The organism is Marinobacter sp. L-80 (genome assembly GCF_056859395.1).
Genome location: NZ_JBSXOI010000076.1, coordinates 167,788 through 184,974, shown reverse-complemented (window position 1 = coordinate 184,974; position 17,187 = coordinate 167,788). Strand labels below are relative to the sequence as shown.

Genomic DNA, 17,187 nt, shown 5'->3' with positions numbered 1-17,187 from the left:
CATGAAAACGGCTCCCAAAGGAGCCGTTTTCACTCTAGGCAGTTCGGCTTGATTCAGCTCCGGCGACGGTAGCTGGCGCCGAGACCGAGAAGACCAAGACCCAGCAGAGCTAATGTGCCAGGTTCCGGAACCTCTGCGGTGACCGAGCCAATGGCAAATCCGCCGTTTTCAGGGCCAGTATGCGCGACTCTGAAGGTTGTTCCACTGATTACAGTGGGGAAGCTCCAGTCATCCACGGCAGCATAGTTAGCCTCGAATACACCGTCGACAAACAAGTCGAAATATCCACAAGGACCCTCGCTTCCTGCTGTACCGCAATCCGAGTCGCTTCCGTCATTGAAGTCGAAGCCCAGTAGATTCACGCGCTGCCCGAAAGTGAACAGAATCGACTCGCCGGTGGCGACCTGAACCTGGTCATCTGAACTGCTATCGCCTGGTGAAATGACAGCGAGCCCGGAATTGGAGGGCGACAGGTCCTGCATCAGGAACGCATCTCCATTCGTATTGTTCGCCGTCGCGCTGAGGTCCAACCCGGATTTCGAATAGTCGAGGCCCGCCCCTAATTCTGTTTCACAAAGATCCGAACCTGAAATATTGGTGCCGTTGCAGGTACCGCCAGTTGTGTAACTGTTGGTCGGAAGGTCTGCTCCGGGATTCTGGAAAGTGAACGTCACGGGGCCTGCATGAGCAGTTCCTGCCAGGGCAAGCATACCCAGAGTTAAGAAAACTCCCCCAACTGCTTTGCGTATAATTTCCTTTTTCATGATCTTCTCCAAAAAGTCGAGTGGTGTGGCACGTTTTACTCAGCACGCTCTATGCCAAAGCTAAGGATGATCGACAAAACAGGCACCTAGAGGAAAAGCGGGGATGATCTGCGTGCTTGGCTGTAAATTTTCCCGACAAATCGCAATGCCAGTCGGTTGAGGATCCACATCCCCACCTCAAAGAACGTTGACATCAAAGGAGGGAGGGCGCCCGGTCTGCAGGGTGGTTATTTGACATCGGTGGAGTCGAAAAAATTTACAGCTCTAGTTTTTGGTGAGTATAAGGCACTGAAATATATGAATTTACCGTTCTGGCATTATTTCTGCATGAGTGTCCATGCAGTATCCACAAGGACGGAGAAAACAAAGATGAATGCAGTAAAGAAAATCATAGCCACGGGTTTACTTGCCAGCGTTGCTGGTCTGGCCCACGCAATCCCGACAGATCTGGTCGATCTCAAAGATGACGGCGGTAACACGCTTTTCAATGATATAGCTCCGGGTGAATACACCGACACTGGCGCTGCTTATGCCGAATTAATCGATACAGACAGCGCAATCGATAACGCTACCGCGTTTTTGATCTTCGAGTTCGCTGGTTTCGATTCCAGGAATTCTTTCGGCATTTACGATATGAACCTGTTTGACCCTAATGCAGCGTCCAGCAACAACATCCTTGAAGTGTTCACTGGTACAGACTCGCCCATCAAGAGCCGAAGCCTTGAGTTCGATCTTGCTGCCGGGACTGTTTCGGTGGGCTCAACAACAGCTGAAATTGGGCGTTACTTCGGTTTCTATCTCGAAAGGGACGGCAAGCGCTTCTACTCAGATGCGACTATGAATGCCAATAATGAAGACATGGCGTTGATCTACGACGTGCATGGCTACTCGGGCGACACCGAAATTCTTGGCAGCCAACTGCTGGTAGCTTTTGAGGATGTGCTTGGCGGTGATAATGATTTCAACGATCTGGTCGTTGGTATTAATGACGTAAAAGCCGTTCCTGAACCCGGCACCCTGGCTCTCTTCGGCCTTGGTCTTGCAGGCTTGGGCCTGGCTGCTCGCCGTCGCAAGCAAGCCTGATCTGAGCAGGCAAGAAAACACTGACAGCTTCGGATAAGGATGCCGGGGCTGTCAGCTTTTTATACAGGTGCCATGGAGGCGTCTGACCGTTGCAGATAATCGAAATTGCAGTACACTGCTGATCACGTAACGTTGTGTTTGACGCATGGGATGCGTTCTTCTGAATGTGAACAGCAAAAGGAGTTGGCGTGGCCCACGTCAGGTTGTTTCGACATTACCTTCACGTACCCTACCTGATCCTTGGATTGATCGATTTTCTTGTACTCGGATTTTCGTTCGCACTATCCGCCTTCTTTAGATATTTCGGCGACTTATCATTCTTTCTTGACAACTTTTGGCTGGTGCTGCCTTCAGCGGTAACATTCGGCATTCTGAATCTTGTTGTCATGGTTGCCCTTGGCGTCCACCAGTCCCGCCTGGAAGAGGGCATGTCAGGGATGATGCTCCGCACTATTTTGTGCGTGATTCTCGGGATACCTTTCTGTGGTTTTGCTTATCTGTTGTCGTCTGATTGGCTCTGGTATCTGGGCAGTAGCGGGGTTCTCACTACTGCGGCCGTGTTCTCCGTATTTATGCTGGGAGCGGCAAGGCTGATCTTCTTTGCAGTGGTTGGCAAAGAAACCTTCAAACGGAAAGTCCTGGTACTCGGTGCGGGTTTCCGTGCCCGGCAAATTCATGAGGATTTGCGCACACCGTTTAATCGCAAAGGTTTCATCCTTACTGGGTTCGTGCCGATTGCAGACGAGCCCATTGAAGTCGAGGACAAGTACCTGTTGAGGCTGAGCGGTTCGCTCCACGAGCATGTGGTGGACAACACGGTTCATGAAATCGTGGTGGCGGTCAACGACCGTCGAAAGGGCCTCCCAATGGAGGACCTCCTGGAGTGTAAAATGGAGGGTGTAAAGATAGTCGACGGGGTAAGTTTCTATGAGCGAGAGAGCCGCAAGGTCGCTTTGGAAATGGTTACCCGCGGCTGGCTCGTTTTCTCGGATGGGTTTACGGTTTCTTCGGTATTCGGTTTTGGTAAGCGTTCCCTGGATATGCTCGCGGCGCTGACATTGCTCATCGCCTCACTGCCTTTGATGATCCTGACGATTATCGCCATCAAACTGGAGGACGGCCTGAAAGCACCGGTTTTTTACAGCCAGGAGCGCGTAGGGCTTAATGGCCGGATCTTCAATGTCCATAAATTCCGCTCGATGATTACCGATGCCGAAAAAAATGGTGCCGTCTGGGCCCAGAAGAACGATGCTCGGGTTACGAAGGTGGGCGCCTTTATTCGCAAAGTAAGAATCGACGAGCTGCCCCAAATTTTTAATGTGTTGAACGGCAGCATGGCGTTTGTTGGTCCCCGGCCAGAACGCCCTGTCTTCGTTCAGCAGCTCTCTGAAAAAATTCCGTTTTACAGTGAACGGCATCGGGTGAAGCCCGGTCTGACTGGCTGGGCGCAGCTTTGTTTTGCTTACGCGGATAACGAAGAAGACACTCGAGAAAAGCTCAGCTACGACCTTTATTACATTAAAAATCAAAGCCTGTTACTGGACTTGTTGATTATAATTCAGACAGTAGAGGTGGTATTGTTCAAAAAAGGATCACGGTGACCCGGCGGATTTTCGATGGATGCGCCATTTGAAGTTTCAATAAGACGAATTGGAAGAAGAGAGGAAACCATGGCACGGAAGACATTTTTGAAAGGGGCAATCATCTCTTTCCTGGCGGTAGCGTTGGCAACGGGGTGTGCCACACAAACGGCCTCATCGCCCGAACAGATCCAGAGAGCGCTCGCGCTGGAAAGCCGGGACAGTGTGGATCAGTACATCCTGGGAGCCACCGATGTGGTCCGCGTTTCGGTTTGGCGCAACGAGGATCTAAGCATCGCAGTTCCCGTGCGTCCCGATGGCAAGATTTCCGTCCCCCTGGTAGGTGATGTACAGGCCAGCGGCCGGACGCCGGAACAGCTCGCCAACGATATCCGGATCTCGCTCTCAGAATATATCCGTGAGCCGCAAGTCAGTGTTGTTGTTACCTCCATGGGCAGTCATGAATTCACAGACCGGGTTCGGGTAACAGGTGCCGTCCGACAGCCGGTGTCCATCCCTCATCGGAGTGGCATGACCGTGCTGGACATCTTCCTGAACGCCGGTGGCGCCAACGAATTCGCCGCTCTCAACAATGCCATGCTGTACCGGAAGGTGGAAGGAGAGGTAGTTGCCATCCCGATCCGGTTGGACGACATACTGAACAAAGGGCAGGTTGAAACCAACTACAGCATGCGGCCGGGAGATATCCTGACGGTCCCGGAACGGAATTTTTAACGCTTTTTGCTCTGAACGCTACATGAGTCGGGTTTGATTATGGCATTACCTCTGTCCCAGTTGCCGATTGAAATTGTTCGCGAAGTTCGCCAGCGAAAGTGGCTGGCGTTTCTCGTGTTCCTGCTCGTGAGCTTTGGGGTTTTGGGCGCGGGCTTTGTGTTTCCATATAAATACCAGTCCGATGTCATCATCTTTGTGGACGATAAAAACATCATCGGCCCACTAATGGAGGGGCGGGCGGTGACCACAGAAATCAACGACCGCACCTCTGCGGCAAAAGAGCTGTTGATGACCCGCGACGTAATGGAAAAGCTGGCGACGGATCAAAATGTGTTTCCCGACGCATCCATGGAACAGGAGGCTGTTGAGGCCAGGATTGCAAGGCTCCGGGAAGATCTCTCGGTTCGGCCCCGCGGCGACAGTTACTTCAGCGTCGGGTTTTCGGCTTCATCGCCTATCGAAGCTTTCCGGGTCGCCCAGCGACTGGGGCAACTTTTTATTGCCGAGTCGAACGAACGGAAACGGCGTGAGAGTCGCAGCGCTTACGACTTCATCGACAAGCAGGTGAAAAGCTACGAGCGCCAGCTGGCAGATGTGGAGGCCAGGCTGAAAGAGTTTCTTTCCGAGAATACCGACGGTACCGAGCAAGAAGCGAACGCCCGAATGGCGCAGCTTCGAAACCAGCTTGAGCTCGCTCAAATTGAAAAACAGGAGCTGGAATCCCGCGTTGCCTCGCTCCAGCAACAGTTGGCGGATGTGAACCCCACTATTCGTCAGGGCCGGACCGAAGATGCCTACAGGGGTAGAATACAGGCGCTGGAAGAGAGGCTGGATAATCTGAGGTTACAATATCACGATACCTATCCGGACATTGTGATCCTCCAGGAACAGTTGGCGGAACTGCGTAAACAGCGTGAACTGAATGCCGGCGACACAGAACAGCAACCACCGGTGGAAGGCGAGGAAGCAGTGAATCCCTTTTACCAGGAGCTGAGCGCAGCCCTATCGAAAGCCCGGGCGGATGTTGCAACGGTGGACACGCGCATAGCCTTCTTTGAACGGCTGATGCAGCAGCAGGAACTCCGGATGGAACGTATTCAGGCCAACAAGGCGGAATATTCCGAACTGACCCGGGACATGGAGGTAAACCGCGAAATTTACGACGACCTTCTGAAACGCCGTGAAAAGGCCAGGGTGTCCATGCATCTGGATATCGAAGGCCAGGGACTTAATTACCGCATCAATGAAACCGCGCAGTACCCCCGTAACCCCAGCGGCCCGCAGTTTTCGATGTTTGCAGCCGCGGGACTTTTCCTGGGTATCATGGCGCCTTTTGGAGCCGTGGCCGGCCTGCTGCAGATTGATCCGCGTGTGCGCGCCCGCAAGCAGCTTGAGGAAGGTATAGGTTTGCCAGTACTTGCCGAAATTCCGAGGGTTCGTACGCCCTATGAAAAACGTCATGACAGGCGGCTCACCACGGCTGTCATCGTGCTCGCTGTATTGGCAATCGCCGCCTATCTGGGTGTGGTTGTAGCCACCCACTTTGGAGTTTTGTGATGTCTGAATGGAAAGAGCAGGCGGGACGCCAGCCAGGGAATTCCAACGAGTCTGCTGAGGAGAATCGCAGCGGCAGCGGCTCGAACGTGCAGTCACACGCCTATTTCGAAGAGCGCAAGGAGCGCCTGAAAAAGGAACTGGGCCACGAAGACACAGATGATTCCAGATTGCTGGTTCCGAGCACTCTTGAATTAGGGGCGGGGGCTGTTGACAAGTACGTTATCAGCAAACAGATCGTTCGCATGCAGGAACCTCGCCGGCTTACCCCGGACGATCTGGATGAGCGGCGTATCATTTACCCCGAGAGTAAAAACCGGGCCCTGGTCAACCGGTTCCGGGATCTGAGAACCAAACTCCTGGAACTGTCTGGCGGTAACAACTTCACATTGGTGGTCAGTGGCGCTTCAGAGGGTTCTGGTTCATCATTCATGGCACTGAACCTGGCGGCAGCGTTTGCCTTCGATCAGGCCAAAACCGCCCTGATTATCGACTGCAACCTCCGGGAACCGTCTCTGCACACCATGCTCGATATCATGCCGGAGACGGGCCTGACCGATTTTCTGGAAGACCCGGACTACGACATTGCCCGCATACTCTATCCAACGGGCATTCCGCGCCTGCGCCTGATACCGGCAGGCAGCAAACGCGAAACGCCAGCGGAGTTCTTTACCTCATTTCGCATGAAGCAGTTCCTGCAGGCCATCCGCCGCCGCTATCCAGATCGCTTCATTGTGCTGGATACGGCGCCCATTTCCGACTCTCCGGACGCACGGATTCTGACGGATCTTTGCGATTACGGCATGCTGGTGGTCCCCCACGGCAAGCTGACGCCAGGCAAGATTGAGAATGCGGCCCTGGCGTTCAATCCGGATAAATTTGTGGGTGCGGTGATCAATGGTTAAGGCAATGGCGTTCAGGTCTTTCGCCGCGAAGCTGCGGCCTTCGCTGGGGCTGGCCCTTCTGGCCAGCTCGCCGGTTACACTGGCTACACCTCCGGAGCTGTATGTGGGCTTTGGGCCTAGATACAGCGACAACATCGCCAGAAGGGCGGATCAACAGCAGAGCGATATTGAAAACCGGTTTACCTTACGGGGCAACTACCAGACCGATCCCGGAAAATGTATTGCCAGCGCGAACGGCGAATTATCCTATTCGGTGTACTCGCAGAATACCTACGAGCCGCAAACAGGAATTAACGCAGGCATTACAGGCAGCTGTGAACTTGCACAGGGTCTTTCCTGGGAAGTCGACAACCAGACCCGGGAATATACCCGAACCCGTCGCCTGAGCAACACACCCGACAACCGGACCCGGAAAAATGTCCTCCGAACCGGGCCCAGCTATCTTTGGCAACTGTCACTGCTGGATTCGGTTCAGTTATCCTCAAGTTATGAGAACACAGAGTATAACGACCTCTCAGACCCGAACAGAAATAATAACAGTACTCTGTCCTATCCAGACAGTGACAGATTCATCGGCGCCATCGCCTGGAGCCACCTTTTTTCGCCGGATTTTTCCGCCGGTTTATCCGCTTCGGTGAGCGACGCGGAGCTTGACACCGGCGCGCAGATCCGCACAAGCACACTCAGTGGCACCTTCAGCAAACGCTGGGCCACAACCGCATTGAGTGGGTCCCTGGGGGTCAGTGAAATAAATACCACACTTGGGAGTTTTGAGCAGAATTCAGGCGGGGTGGTGGGTGACCTGAACCTTACACGCTCACTGAACTCCGGAGGAACGCTCTATCTCAGGGCCTCCCGGGAGTTCACGGACCGGGCATCGAATTACGACATTCGCTTCAATGAATTCACTTTCGAGCTGGAAGAAAGTAACACGCTTGAAGCCACCAGTATTGAAACCGGCCTGGACAAAATATTCAGTAACGGTGATTCCTTGTCTGTCTCCGCCTTCGCCAACCGCTCCGACTACCTGGGAGCGAGATCCGTCGCCGGAGGCCGGCGGGACGGAACAGGGGTAAGGGTCGGTTATACCAGACAACTGACCCCAAAGCTGTCCGCGGTCGCCTCTGGCGAGTATGAGTTGCTGACCTACAAGGCAGATCAAGCCGATTATCAGACCACCGGCCTTGATCTGGGCCTGACCTACCGCTCCTCGCGCCGCCTTGAGTGGGCCGCAAGAGTGGGCCGGTATGAGCGCGACAGCGACATCGAAACACAGACCTATGACGAGAACTGGGTGCAGTTAAGTGTTGACTACAGGCTTCTGTAAACCGGCGCCGCAAGGATGTGATGACCATGAGCGCGATTGAAAACGCCCTGACCATTGATGTTGAAGACTACTTCCAGGTTGCCGCACTGGCCGAAGCCGTCCGCCGGGAAGACTGGCATTCCATGGAATACCGGGTAGAAGCCAACACCCAGCGCATTCTCAGCCTGCTGGACCGTCACAAGGCCAGGGCTACCTTCTTTACCCTGGGCTGGGTTGCAGAAAAGTCTCCCGAACTGGTTCGCCTGATCCGGAAAGAAGGCCACGAAATTGCCAGTCACGGCTACAGCCACCAGCTTATCTACAACCAGACCCCCGAGGTTTTCCGCGAAGAAACCCGGCGCTCCAAAGCCGTCCTGGAAAACATTACCGGTGAACCCATTACCGGCTACCGGGCCGCAAGCTATTCCATTACCAATGAAAGCCGCTGGGCACTGGATATTCTGGCCGAGGAAGGGTTCGCCTGGGATTCCTCAATATTCCCCGTTCATCACGACCGCTACGGCATGCCTGGCACCCCCCGCTGGCCTCACACACTCACTACGGACAAGGGTTATAAACTGGCCGAGTTTCCGCTCAGCACCCTGAAACTGCCCGGCTACACCCTGCCGATCGCCGGCGGTGGCTATTTCCGATTGTTTCCCTACTGGTTCAGCCGCTGGGGACTTGGCAGCATCAACCGCCAGGGCGAGCCGTTTGTGTTCTACCTGCACCCCTGGGAGGTAGATCCGGGCCAGCCCAGGCTGGACGTGAAATGGTTCTCCCGTTTTCGCCACTACAACAACCTGGATGTGTGCGAAGAACGCCTGTCAAAGCTTCTGGGCCATTTCCGGTTTACCACCATGGGCAATGTACTGCGGGCTCAGGGATTGCTGGGGGTGGAACCTATGGAAGCCGGTGCACTGAAGGCTGCAGGTGGAATCGCATAATGCAGTTCGTGTTCTGGTTTTCACTTTTGCTGCTTTTCTACATCTACTTTGGCTACCCGCTGGCGGTAAAAGTTGTCGCGTCTATAAGGCCAAAACCGATACGGAAATCAGAGGAATTCCTGCCAAAGGTGTCCATTCTGATTGCGGCCTATAACGAAGCCAAAGACATCGAAGCCACCCTCAGAAACAAGCTGGAACTGGATTACCCCCGGGACCAATTGGAAATCCTGGTGATTTCAGATGAGTCCGAAGACGGCACTGATGTCATAGTCGAAAACGTTGCCAAAAACGCCCCGGTGCCGGTCCAGTTGTTCAGGCAAGTGCCCAGACAGGGCAAAACCTCCGGCCTGAACACCCTGCACCAGCACGCCACCGGCGAAATCCTGCTGTTCTCAGATGCAAACTCCCAGTGGGACACCCAGGCCCTGCGCAAACTGGCCCGCAACTTCAGCGACCCTGCCGTGGGTTACGTCACCGGCAAAATGGTGTACGTACACCAGGACGGCTCCCTGATCGGCGACGGCTGCAGCGCCTACATGAAATACGAGAACTGGCTGCGCCTGCAGGAAACCAGAATAGGATCGGTAGTTGGTGTGGATGGCGGAATAGACGCCATAAGAAAAGAACTTTACCAGCCATTACGCGCCGACCAATTGCCGGACTTTGTCCAGCCACTAAAAGTAGTAGAGCAGGGCTACCGCGTGGTTTATGAGCCAGAAGCGCTGTTGAAAGAAGAAGCCCTCACAGACGGCAGCAGCGAATTTAGCATGCGGGTACGGGTCAGTCTTCGTGCGCTGTGGGCCCTGAAAGACATGAAACAACTGATGAACCCGGCCAACAACGCCACCTTCGCCTGGCAGATGATATCCCACAAACTGCTGCGCTACGGCGCCTTCGTGCCCATGGCCACCCTGGCACTGGCTACACTGTATCTGGCACCAAAGGCAGGCATATACACTCTGGCAGCCCTTGGCTATATCGGCTTCGTGCTACTTGCCTGGCAGGGCCACAAAAAAGAGAAAGAGGGCCAACCACTGTCGGCTCTCTATTCGATACCTTATTATTTCATGCTTCTGAACCTGGCTTCTTACAAAGCCTGGGTTGCGTTTTTGAAGGGCGAGAAGAAGGTTATCTGGAATCCAAGGAAGGGATAGGAAGGCACACTCATGGACTCATCTAGAATATTCGGGCTGGATTTCCTGCGATTTATGGCAATCATGCTCGTTGTCATAGGCCACGGCCTGGTATTGTTGCCGTCTTTCAGTGGTGTTTATGAGTTTTTCCGGATCTTCGATTTTCTCGGTGTCGAGTTCTTTTTTGTTTTGAGTGGCTTCCTGATCGGAACTATATTTCTCAAAACATTTTCGAACAACTCAGGGCTTAATGACCTGGTTTATTTCTGGAAGCGCCGCTGGTGGCGAACCCTTCCCAATTATTACCTTTTTATCCTGATCAACCTTGTTGGCTTTAGTCTTCTAAAGGACGATTTTAATTTTGATTGGCGCTACCTTTTCTTTCTTCAGAATCTGACAAGTCCAAATGAGGGATTCTTCAGTGTCTCGTGGTCATTGACGGTAGAAGAATGGTTCTATGTCACGATACCTTTAATATTTCTCGTTTCGTTACGGCTTTCCAAAAGCAAAACCATAGCAATATGGTCAACTTTCGTTTTGATTGTCGTTGCGTCACTGTTGGGAAGATATCATTACATCATCAACTATGACGCCACCTGGAACGACGAGATGAGGCGTGTCGCGTTGTTACGATTAGACTCGCTCATCTATGGCGTTGCAGCGGCCTGGCTTTGGTTGAAGAATCGGGAATTTTTAACAAAGTATAAGCTTCCACTTTTTGTTACGGGCATTGTTCTGCTTGCCGCCGGGATCGCTATTCGAAATAGTCCGGAGGTGAACGAGCAAGCCTGGATGCTCCTGTTCCTTTTTCCGGTTATTTCCCTTGGCATCAGTTGCTGGCTTCCCCTGTTATCGAGTTGGAGCTTTCAGAATGACCGGGAACGCCTTCTGGAAAAGTGGGTCCGGAATATTTCACTGTGGTCCTACTTTCTTTACCTTGTTCATGTTCCAGCCCTTGAAGGGTTCAGGATTTTTATCCTGCCAAAAATCGTCGATAGCTGGATTCTGCAAATAATGACGTTCACTGGCTGGACCGCGTTTGCAATTTTTTCATCTTTCCTGATTTATCGTTTTTTTGAAAAGCCGTTTACTGATCTACGTGATGGCGCGCCCGATGCCGGTTGGATCAGATTCATCCTCACCGGGCGCAGTCAAGTGAGGTCAGAAAAGTGACCCCTTTTATGTTCATTATGAAAAAAGCCCGGAGGCCTGGGTGAGAGTTTTGCATCTGATTGACAGCGGCGGCCTATACGGTGCCGAAAAGATGTTGTTGAGCTTGGTTCAGGAACAGGTAAAGCAGGGCCTAGAGCCAATGATTCTTAGTGCCGGTGAACCCGGAATCGACGAAAAATTGCTTGAGGCAGCGGCGAAGGAAAAGGGACTGCCCGTAACTCCATGGCGAATGAAGCCAGGCCTGAACATCAAAGAATCCTGGAAAATCCTGAAGTGGGCACAGGCTAACAACTATGAACTTCTCCATTCCCACGGGTTCAAGTTCAATGTTCTTCTGGGAATCTATCCAGAGAGATTCAGGCGCATTCCGATGATCGCTACCCTGCATGGCTATCTGAATGCGCCACGTTTTTCAAAGTTATGGGTATACGAAACCCTGGATCGATTCGCAATCCGCCGCATGAGAGGCGTGGTTCTGGTCGGGGAGGCAATGAAAAAAGAGCTGCCGGCAAGCCTTTCAGACAACCACGCTGTTGTTATTCCGAATGGCCTCAATATTTCGGAGCTTCAGGAGTCCGCATTGACGCCAATGGAAGAGCCTTACAAATCGTTTTTCGCGAAGCATGAAACTGTAATACTTGGCGTCGGCCGTCTCTCCCCAGAAAAGGGCTTCGACAGGCTGATTTCCGCCTTTTCCGAGCTCAAAAAACAGTTCCCGGACTCGGGGCTGGTTATTGTAGGTGAGGGTGGGCTTCGCCAGGAGTTTGAGGCGTTAATGGAAGATCTTGGCATCAGACACGATGTGCTTATGCCGGGGTATTGCAGTACCGTACCTGCGCTGCTGAAGCATTCAAAACTGCTGGTGATGCCCTCACTTACTGAAGGGCTGCCTATCACCCTTCTTGAGGCTATGGCATTACAAACTCCAGTTGTTGCCTCGGATGTGGGTGAGGTTAGTAGTGTTCTGGGTGGAGGAAAAGGCGGCAAAGTGGTCAGCCCTGTGAGTGAACCGGAGTCATTGGGTAATGACCTATTAGCGTGTCTTGCCGATCCGGGTCAGTTGTTCAGAACAACGAACTGGGCTAAAGATCGTGTAAATCGTGATTACTCAGCGACGCAAATGGCGAAACATTATCTAGTTTTTTACCGTCAGGCACTCCTATAACCTGAAAGAAGACTTTATGCCTAACCTCAGTATCCAGTCATATCAGAACGAGCTTCCAATATGGGTTGTTCAGTGGTGTAACAAGTTTGCAAAGGAAATGTTTGAGCCCAGTTTTTTTTGCTCGGGGGATTGGCTTTCATCTGCAGCCCGGTTTGAGAATGACATTCATGTCATCACCGTTACGGAGCAGGAATCCGGTGATTTGATTGCAGTGCTGCCCGTGATCCGAAAGAGAAATATACTCGGAGGGATAGATGCGAAAATACTCGGGACCCGTTTTCACCCTGATCCTATTGGGCTTGTATGCAAGAAAGATAAGCTTGAAGAAGCAGCTACAAAAATTCGGCATCATTTTGAGTCTGATGTGCGTTGGGACAGCCTGACAATCGACTGGACTACCGCCGAAGAGTGCCTGGCGTGGGGTGTTGAGGGTGAAAAGCAGACAGTTGCTCCTTACTTGCCAATTAATTCCGGGTTTTCGGAAGTGCTGGGTCAATTCCGGAAGAAAAAAAGATACAACCTCAAGGCAAGTACGAAGAAGCTGTTGGAAGTGAAAGGCGCCACTGTCACACAGAGCCTTACCCCGGATCAAAAACAGGATTGCTTCCGGGAGTTCTTCAGGCTTCATCAGATGCGAGCTGCGGAGCGGGGTATCGAAAGCAGCGTCGAAAACAAAGATTTTTTCGAGCATCATTCTGCGCTGATCCAACAGTCTGATTATGCGAGACTATTTTCGCTCAAGCAGGAGAACCGGACCCTTGCTGTCATTTATGGCTTTGAATTTGCGAGCAGGTTCTTTTATTACCAGGTAGCCCATGATCCGGAGTTCGGCGAACTTAGTCCAGGTAAAGTAATCCTTCATGAGGTGATAAGGCATTATTGCGATCTTGGCTATAAGGAGTTCAACTTTCTCCAGGGCGATGAAGAATATAAAGGGTTCTGGACTTCAGAAAAGAGACAGCTGTTTCGGCTGAGGCTTGAACGTCGAAACCTGCGAGTGCTTACCTTTCGATTTCTGGCTGTAGTCAAAGGCCATCTCAAACGAATCAGGAAACAGTTCCGCGATGGGCATTAAAAGAAGACTGGCCGGGTTATATTTTCCGGAGTTTCTGGTCAAAAGGCATATAAACGAAAACCTTGAAGATAGCATGGGTTATATCCTGATGTATCACGAGGTGTTGCCTGAGAACGCATCTGTGCCAGCCTGGACGGTAGTCAAGGAAGATCAGTTTCGTTGGCAGATTGAATTCCTGCAGAGGCACTACGATGTAGTGTCCCTGGATGAGGCCCAATCCCGTATATTGGGCCAAAGCAAAGGCAACAGGCCCTTCGTCGTTATTACCTTCGATGATGGCTATTCCGGTAATCTTTCGACCGTGCTGCCGTTGATGAGGTCTCTGAATGCGCCTTTTGCAATCTATGTGGCAACAAAGGCCATACAGGATGGGGAACTTTACTGGTACGATCGGATTATTAATCTTCTACAGTCCGGTGAGGATATAGTCTGGAAACCCTCCACGGGCGACGCAACAGAGATCTTTCGTGTCCCGGCGAAAGGCACAGATGATCAGCGTTGGGTCGCAGTACAGGAGATGCTCACCTGGCTCAAAACCCTCAACGAAGACGAGCGACAGCAAGAGGTCGGTCGTATTGTTGATGCTTTCCCGGGGTTGAAGCCGAGTCTGCGAATGCTGACACCTGAAGAGCTCGGCCACCTTGCGGCTGATCCTCTTGTGACGATCGGTTGTCATACTCACGCCCATGAACTTCTTGACCAGTTGGATGACGAGTCTGTTTTAAGCTCGGTTAACACTGCCAATCGATTACTGGAAAAATGGACAGGTGAATTGCCCGTTCATTTCTCGTATCCCAACGGCAACGTAGATGAACGTGTCCGACAGTTGATCGAGAAAGCTGGATTTCGCAGCGCCGTGACTACGCAAAACCGGCCCTGTTCTATCGGAGACAATCTGTTCGCACTGCCCCGACCAGGGGTGGGGCGATTCGACAGCAGAGGGCAATTCAAGGCAAAAATGGCTGGGTTTCTATGAGCGACTCGCAGCCGATGAGCATTGTTTACGTTATTGATTATCTGTTCAGCGTAAACGGTGGAACAGAGCGCCAATTACACAGGCTGATCCGGGGAATGGTTGAAAAAGGCCATAAGGTCCGGCTTTATGTTTTCCGCCATACAGAGTTTACCAGGAACCTGGAATCATTTGAGTGCCCTGTAGAATCCCTTGAGATCGATTCACTGATGTCCTTGAAGGGGATCAGGCGCCTTCGAAAGTTCCGGAATATGTTGGAGCGTGACGAGGTTGACATTGTGCACGGGTTTTTCAATGACGTGGCCCTGGTATTTCCTGTTTTATTCTTGAAATCCACGTTAAGAGTGTTTACCTCAAGGCGCGACATGGGGATTTGGTACACGACGCCCAAGCTCATTCTCTTACGAATGTTTTTTTGGTCGAATGCTCGAATAATATGTAATTGTGAGGCCGTCGCTGACTTGACGGCGAGCCGGGAGTGGAAGCCAAGAAAAAAGATCGATGTAATTTACAATGGGATCGACAAGCAATACCAACAACCTGAAGAACTAAAGCCTGATGTTCTGGCTGACAAACTAAAAGAAACAGAAGGTATGACGAGGGTGGTTCTTGTTGCTAATGTACGACCTATTAAGAAAATATCAGATCTCATTTCCGCTGCGGCAATTATGAATAAAGATGACGTCCATTTTTTTATTATCGGTCATATTTCGGATAAAGGATATTATGGCGATCTACTAAGCCAGATTGATAGACTTCATCTCGACCGTTACTTTCATTTTGTGGGGCCGATTTCAGAGCCCCGTAGTATTTTGAAGTATTTTGATATTGGCGTATTGTGTTCTGAGTCAGAAGGCCTTTCCAATACTGTTATGGAGTACCTTGACTCAGGCCTGTCAACGGTAATATCAGATGTTGGGGGAAATCATGAGCTCGTTGAGCATAGTGTCAATGGATTTCTGTACGAGGTCGGAAACACCAGAGAATTGTCTAACTTCATGTTATCTCTGATTTATGATTCAGATTTGCGCTTCCATTTTTCAATAAAATCTAAAGATATGATGTCTGAGTTGAGTGTTCCGCGTATGGTTGAAAGTCATATCCGGGTTTATGAAAATAGCTTGGGGTAGGCGCAGGGATCGAGAGGTGAAATCGGCATGGCTGGCCAATTAGTGGATAAAATTAGTAAAAGATATAAAGAATCTGGCCTTTTAGGGTTGGTATTGCTGTTGATCAAAAGAATTGGTGTTTTTGATTACATATGTATTTTTTATTTTTACAGGGTGTCTTCAGATCTGATTATAGGACATGCAGGGTTTCCTTCAGGTATTGATGTAAAAATTGTTTCTTCTTTAGAAGGTGTTGATGAAATAATCAGGGTCCTTGATAAGGGCGACACCTTCAGGGACCGCTTAAATAAAGGTTTTTTCTCGGCAGTGATCTATGTTGACGACGTTCCGGTCGGTTATGTCTGGGGCCAGGTAGGCCCCGGGCAACACAGGGAAGAGCGATACGGATTCGTGATCGATGTTGAGACTGACGAGGTCTATGACTTTGATAGTTATATCGACCCGGAATATCGAGGCTTGGGATTGATGAAATATCTTACCCAAGGGTTTATTGAGCATGCGAAGAAAGAATACTCGAAAAGCCGTGTGACGGCGATTGTAGAAAAAACAAATTTAAGGTCGGTTCGCATACATGAGAGGCTAGGATTTAAACGAATGAACCTCCAGATCGCCTTCAAAATTTGTTCCCGAAGTGGCAAATTTTTTGCTCGAAAATACTCGTGATTTGTACTAGGAATTTATTTAATGGATCCCTTGGTTTCTATTGTGATTTTGACTTTTAATAGGCCCAAAGAAATATTTCGGAATGTAACCGAAATTCTTTCAAACGAGTATTCTCCGCTAGAAATAATAGTGGTTAATAATGGAGATGAAAAAGATCTTAGCGAGTTACCTTCTACTGACAGTAGACTGAAGATAATGCATTTAGATGATAATATTGGTGTGGGAGCTCGGAACATAGGGATCAGAAACAGTTTGGGCGAGTACATCATAACGTTGGATGATGATGTTTTCGGGCTAACCGATGAAGCAATACGATTGATAATTAAAAGATTCCATAAAAATAATAATCTCGGTGCGATTAATTTCAAAGTAATCGATGACCTTACAGAGCAACAGGTGAACTGGATGCACCATAGGAAAATTGAGGAGTTCCAAAATATCGAATTTGAGACTTATGAGATAAGTGAGGGTGCAGTGGCTTTCCGTAGTGATCTGTTACTGCAAACTGAATTATATCCTGAGAGTTTCTTTATAAGTCATGAGGGTCCTGATTTAGCCCTTCAAATAATGAAACTAGGCTCAATAGTCATTTATTTTCCAGAAATTGTTGTTCGACATTCTCATGCTGAAGGAGGAAGGTTGAGTTGGAGGCCTTACTACTACGATACCCGAAACCAGATATTTTTGGCGATTCGGCATTATCCGGTTTTTATGGCAATTAGAAAACTTTTTGTAGGCCTGGGAGCAATGTTTGTTTACTCTTTGAGGGACGGTTTTTTAATTTACTTTTTCAAAGGTTGCTTTGATGGTATTCGCTCATCTAATAAGTTATTAGTTGGAAGGAAGGCAATATCTGGGGATGTTTTAACGCACTATCTGGAAATAGAAAAAGAGAATCCGTCAGTTTTTTACATGTTAAAAAAGCGATTGTTCAACCGCAAGGTAAGAATATAGCCAGAAACTACCCGTCCCTGGCTATAAATTTTTAATTAAATTGGTCA

16 protein-coding genes are annotated in these 17,187 nt (G+C 50.4%); 15 read left to right on the top strand and 1 reads right to left on the bottom strand.

Annotated elements, in window-relative coordinates:
* Nucleotides 1-53: 53 nt before the first annotated feature.
* Complete coding sequence (locus AC13E3_RS19460; RefSeq protein WP_482902397.1) at nucleotides 54-764, bottom strand: PEP-CTERM sorting domain-containing protein; 711 nt, start codon at nucleotides 762-764, stop codon at nucleotides 54-56.
* A 369-nt stretch (nucleotides 765-1,133) separates the two neighbouring features.
* On the opposite strand from AC13E3_RS19460, the gene AC13E3_RS19455 reads away from it, so the two are divergent.
* The 15 genes from AC13E3_RS19455 (at nucleotide 1,134) to AC13E3_RS19385 (ending at nucleotide 17,140) form a co-directional block, all read left to right on the top strand.
* Nucleotides 1,134-1,847, top strand: a complete 714-nt coding sequence (locus AC13E3_RS19455; RefSeq protein ID WP_482902396.1) for a PEP-CTERM sorting domain-containing protein — start codon at nucleotides 1,134-1,136, stop codon at nucleotides 1,845-1,847.
* Between the two features lie 188 nt (nucleotides 1,848-2,035).
* Nucleotides 2,036-3,448, top strand: coding sequence for a TIGR03013 family XrtA/PEP-CTERM system glycosyltransferase (locus AC13E3_RS19450; protein ID WP_482902395.1), 1,413 nt, complete (start codon nucleotides 2,036-2,038; stop codon nucleotides 3,446-3,448).
* Nucleotides 3,449-3,517: 69 nt separating this feature from the next.
* Nucleotides 3,518-4,162 (top strand): XrtA/PEP-CTERM system exopolysaccharide export protein, encoded by a 645-nt coding sequence (locus tag AC13E3_RS19445; RefSeq protein ID WP_482902394.1) that lies wholly within the window; start codon nucleotides 3,518-3,520, stop codon nucleotides 4,160-4,162.
* 39 nt (nucleotides 4,163-4,201) lie between these two features.
* Nucleotides 4,202-5,719 (top strand): XrtA system polysaccharide chain length determinant, encoded by a 1,518-nt coding sequence (locus tag AC13E3_RS19440; protein ID WP_482902393.1) that lies wholly within the window; start codon nucleotides 4,202-4,204, stop codon nucleotides 5,717-5,719.
* Nucleotides 5,719-6,621 (top strand): P-loop NTPase family protein, encoded by a 903-nt coding sequence (locus tag AC13E3_RS19435; protein WP_482902392.1) that lies wholly within the window; start codon nucleotides 5,719-5,721, stop codon nucleotides 6,619-6,621. Before AC13E3_RS19440 ends, AC13E3_RS19435 begins: the two co-directional genes overlap by 1 nt.
* A 4-nt stretch (nucleotides 6,622-6,625) precedes the next feature.
* Nucleotides 6,626-7,948: an outer membrane beta-barrel protein gene (locus AC13E3_RS19430; RefSeq protein ID WP_273157154.1), complete on the top strand. Its 1,323-nt coding sequence runs from the start codon at nucleotides 6,626-6,628 to the stop codon at nucleotides 7,946-7,948.
* Nucleotides 7,949-7,974: 26 nt separating this feature from the next.
* Nucleotides 7,975-8,874 (top strand): XrtA system polysaccharide deacetylase, encoded by a 900-nt coding sequence (locus tag AC13E3_RS19425; protein WP_273157155.1) that lies wholly within the window; start codon nucleotides 7,975-7,977, stop codon nucleotides 8,872-8,874.
* Nucleotides 8,874-10,028: a glycosyltransferase family 2 protein gene (locus AC13E3_RS19420; protein ID WP_482902391.1), complete on the top strand. Its 1,155-nt coding sequence runs from the start codon at nucleotides 8,874-8,876 to the stop codon at nucleotides 10,026-10,028. Before AC13E3_RS19425 ends, AC13E3_RS19420 begins: the two co-directional genes overlap by 1 nt.
* Nucleotides 10,029-10,040: 12 nt before the next feature.
* Nucleotides 10,041-11,180, top strand: a complete 1,140-nt coding sequence (locus tag AC13E3_RS19415; RefSeq protein ID WP_482902390.1) for an acyltransferase family protein — start codon at nucleotides 10,041-10,043, stop codon at nucleotides 11,178-11,180.
* A gap of 40 nt (nucleotides 11,181-11,220) precedes the next feature.
* A complete protein-coding gene (locus AC13E3_RS19410) occupies nucleotides 11,221-12,345 on the top strand; it encodes a glycosyltransferase (RefSeq protein ID WP_482902389.1) in 1,125 nt (374 codons plus the stop codon).
* Nucleotides 12,346-12,361: 16 nt separating this feature from the next.
* Nucleotides 12,362-13,420, top strand: a complete 1,059-nt coding sequence (locus AC13E3_RS19405; RefSeq protein ID WP_482902388.1) for a GNAT family N-acetyltransferase — start codon at nucleotides 12,362-12,364, stop codon at nucleotides 13,418-13,420.
* Nucleotides 13,410-14,396: a polysaccharide deacetylase family protein gene (locus AC13E3_RS19400; RefSeq protein ID WP_482902387.1), complete on the top strand. Its 987-nt coding sequence runs from the start codon at nucleotides 13,410-13,412 to the stop codon at nucleotides 14,394-14,396. The genes AC13E3_RS19405 and AC13E3_RS19400 overlap by 11 nt, the downstream gene beginning before the upstream one ends.
* Nucleotides 14,393-15,523: a glycosyltransferase gene (locus tag AC13E3_RS19395; protein WP_482902386.1), complete on the top strand. Its 1,131-nt coding sequence runs from the start codon at nucleotides 14,393-14,395 to the stop codon at nucleotides 15,521-15,523. Before AC13E3_RS19400 ends, AC13E3_RS19395 begins: the two co-directional genes overlap by 4 nt.
* Before the next feature lie 27 nt (nucleotides 15,524-15,550).
* Nucleotides 15,551-16,186, top strand: a complete 636-nt coding sequence (locus AC13E3_RS19390; protein ID WP_482902385.1) for a GNAT family N-acetyltransferase — start codon at nucleotides 15,551-15,553, stop codon at nucleotides 16,184-16,186.
* 21 nt (nucleotides 16,187-16,207) lie between these two features.
* A complete protein-coding gene (locus AC13E3_RS19385; RefSeq protein ID WP_482902384.1) occupies nucleotides 16,208-17,140 on the top strand; it encodes a glycosyltransferase family 2 protein in 933 nt (310 codons plus the stop codon).
* Nucleotides 17,141-17,187: the final 47 nt, after the last annotated feature.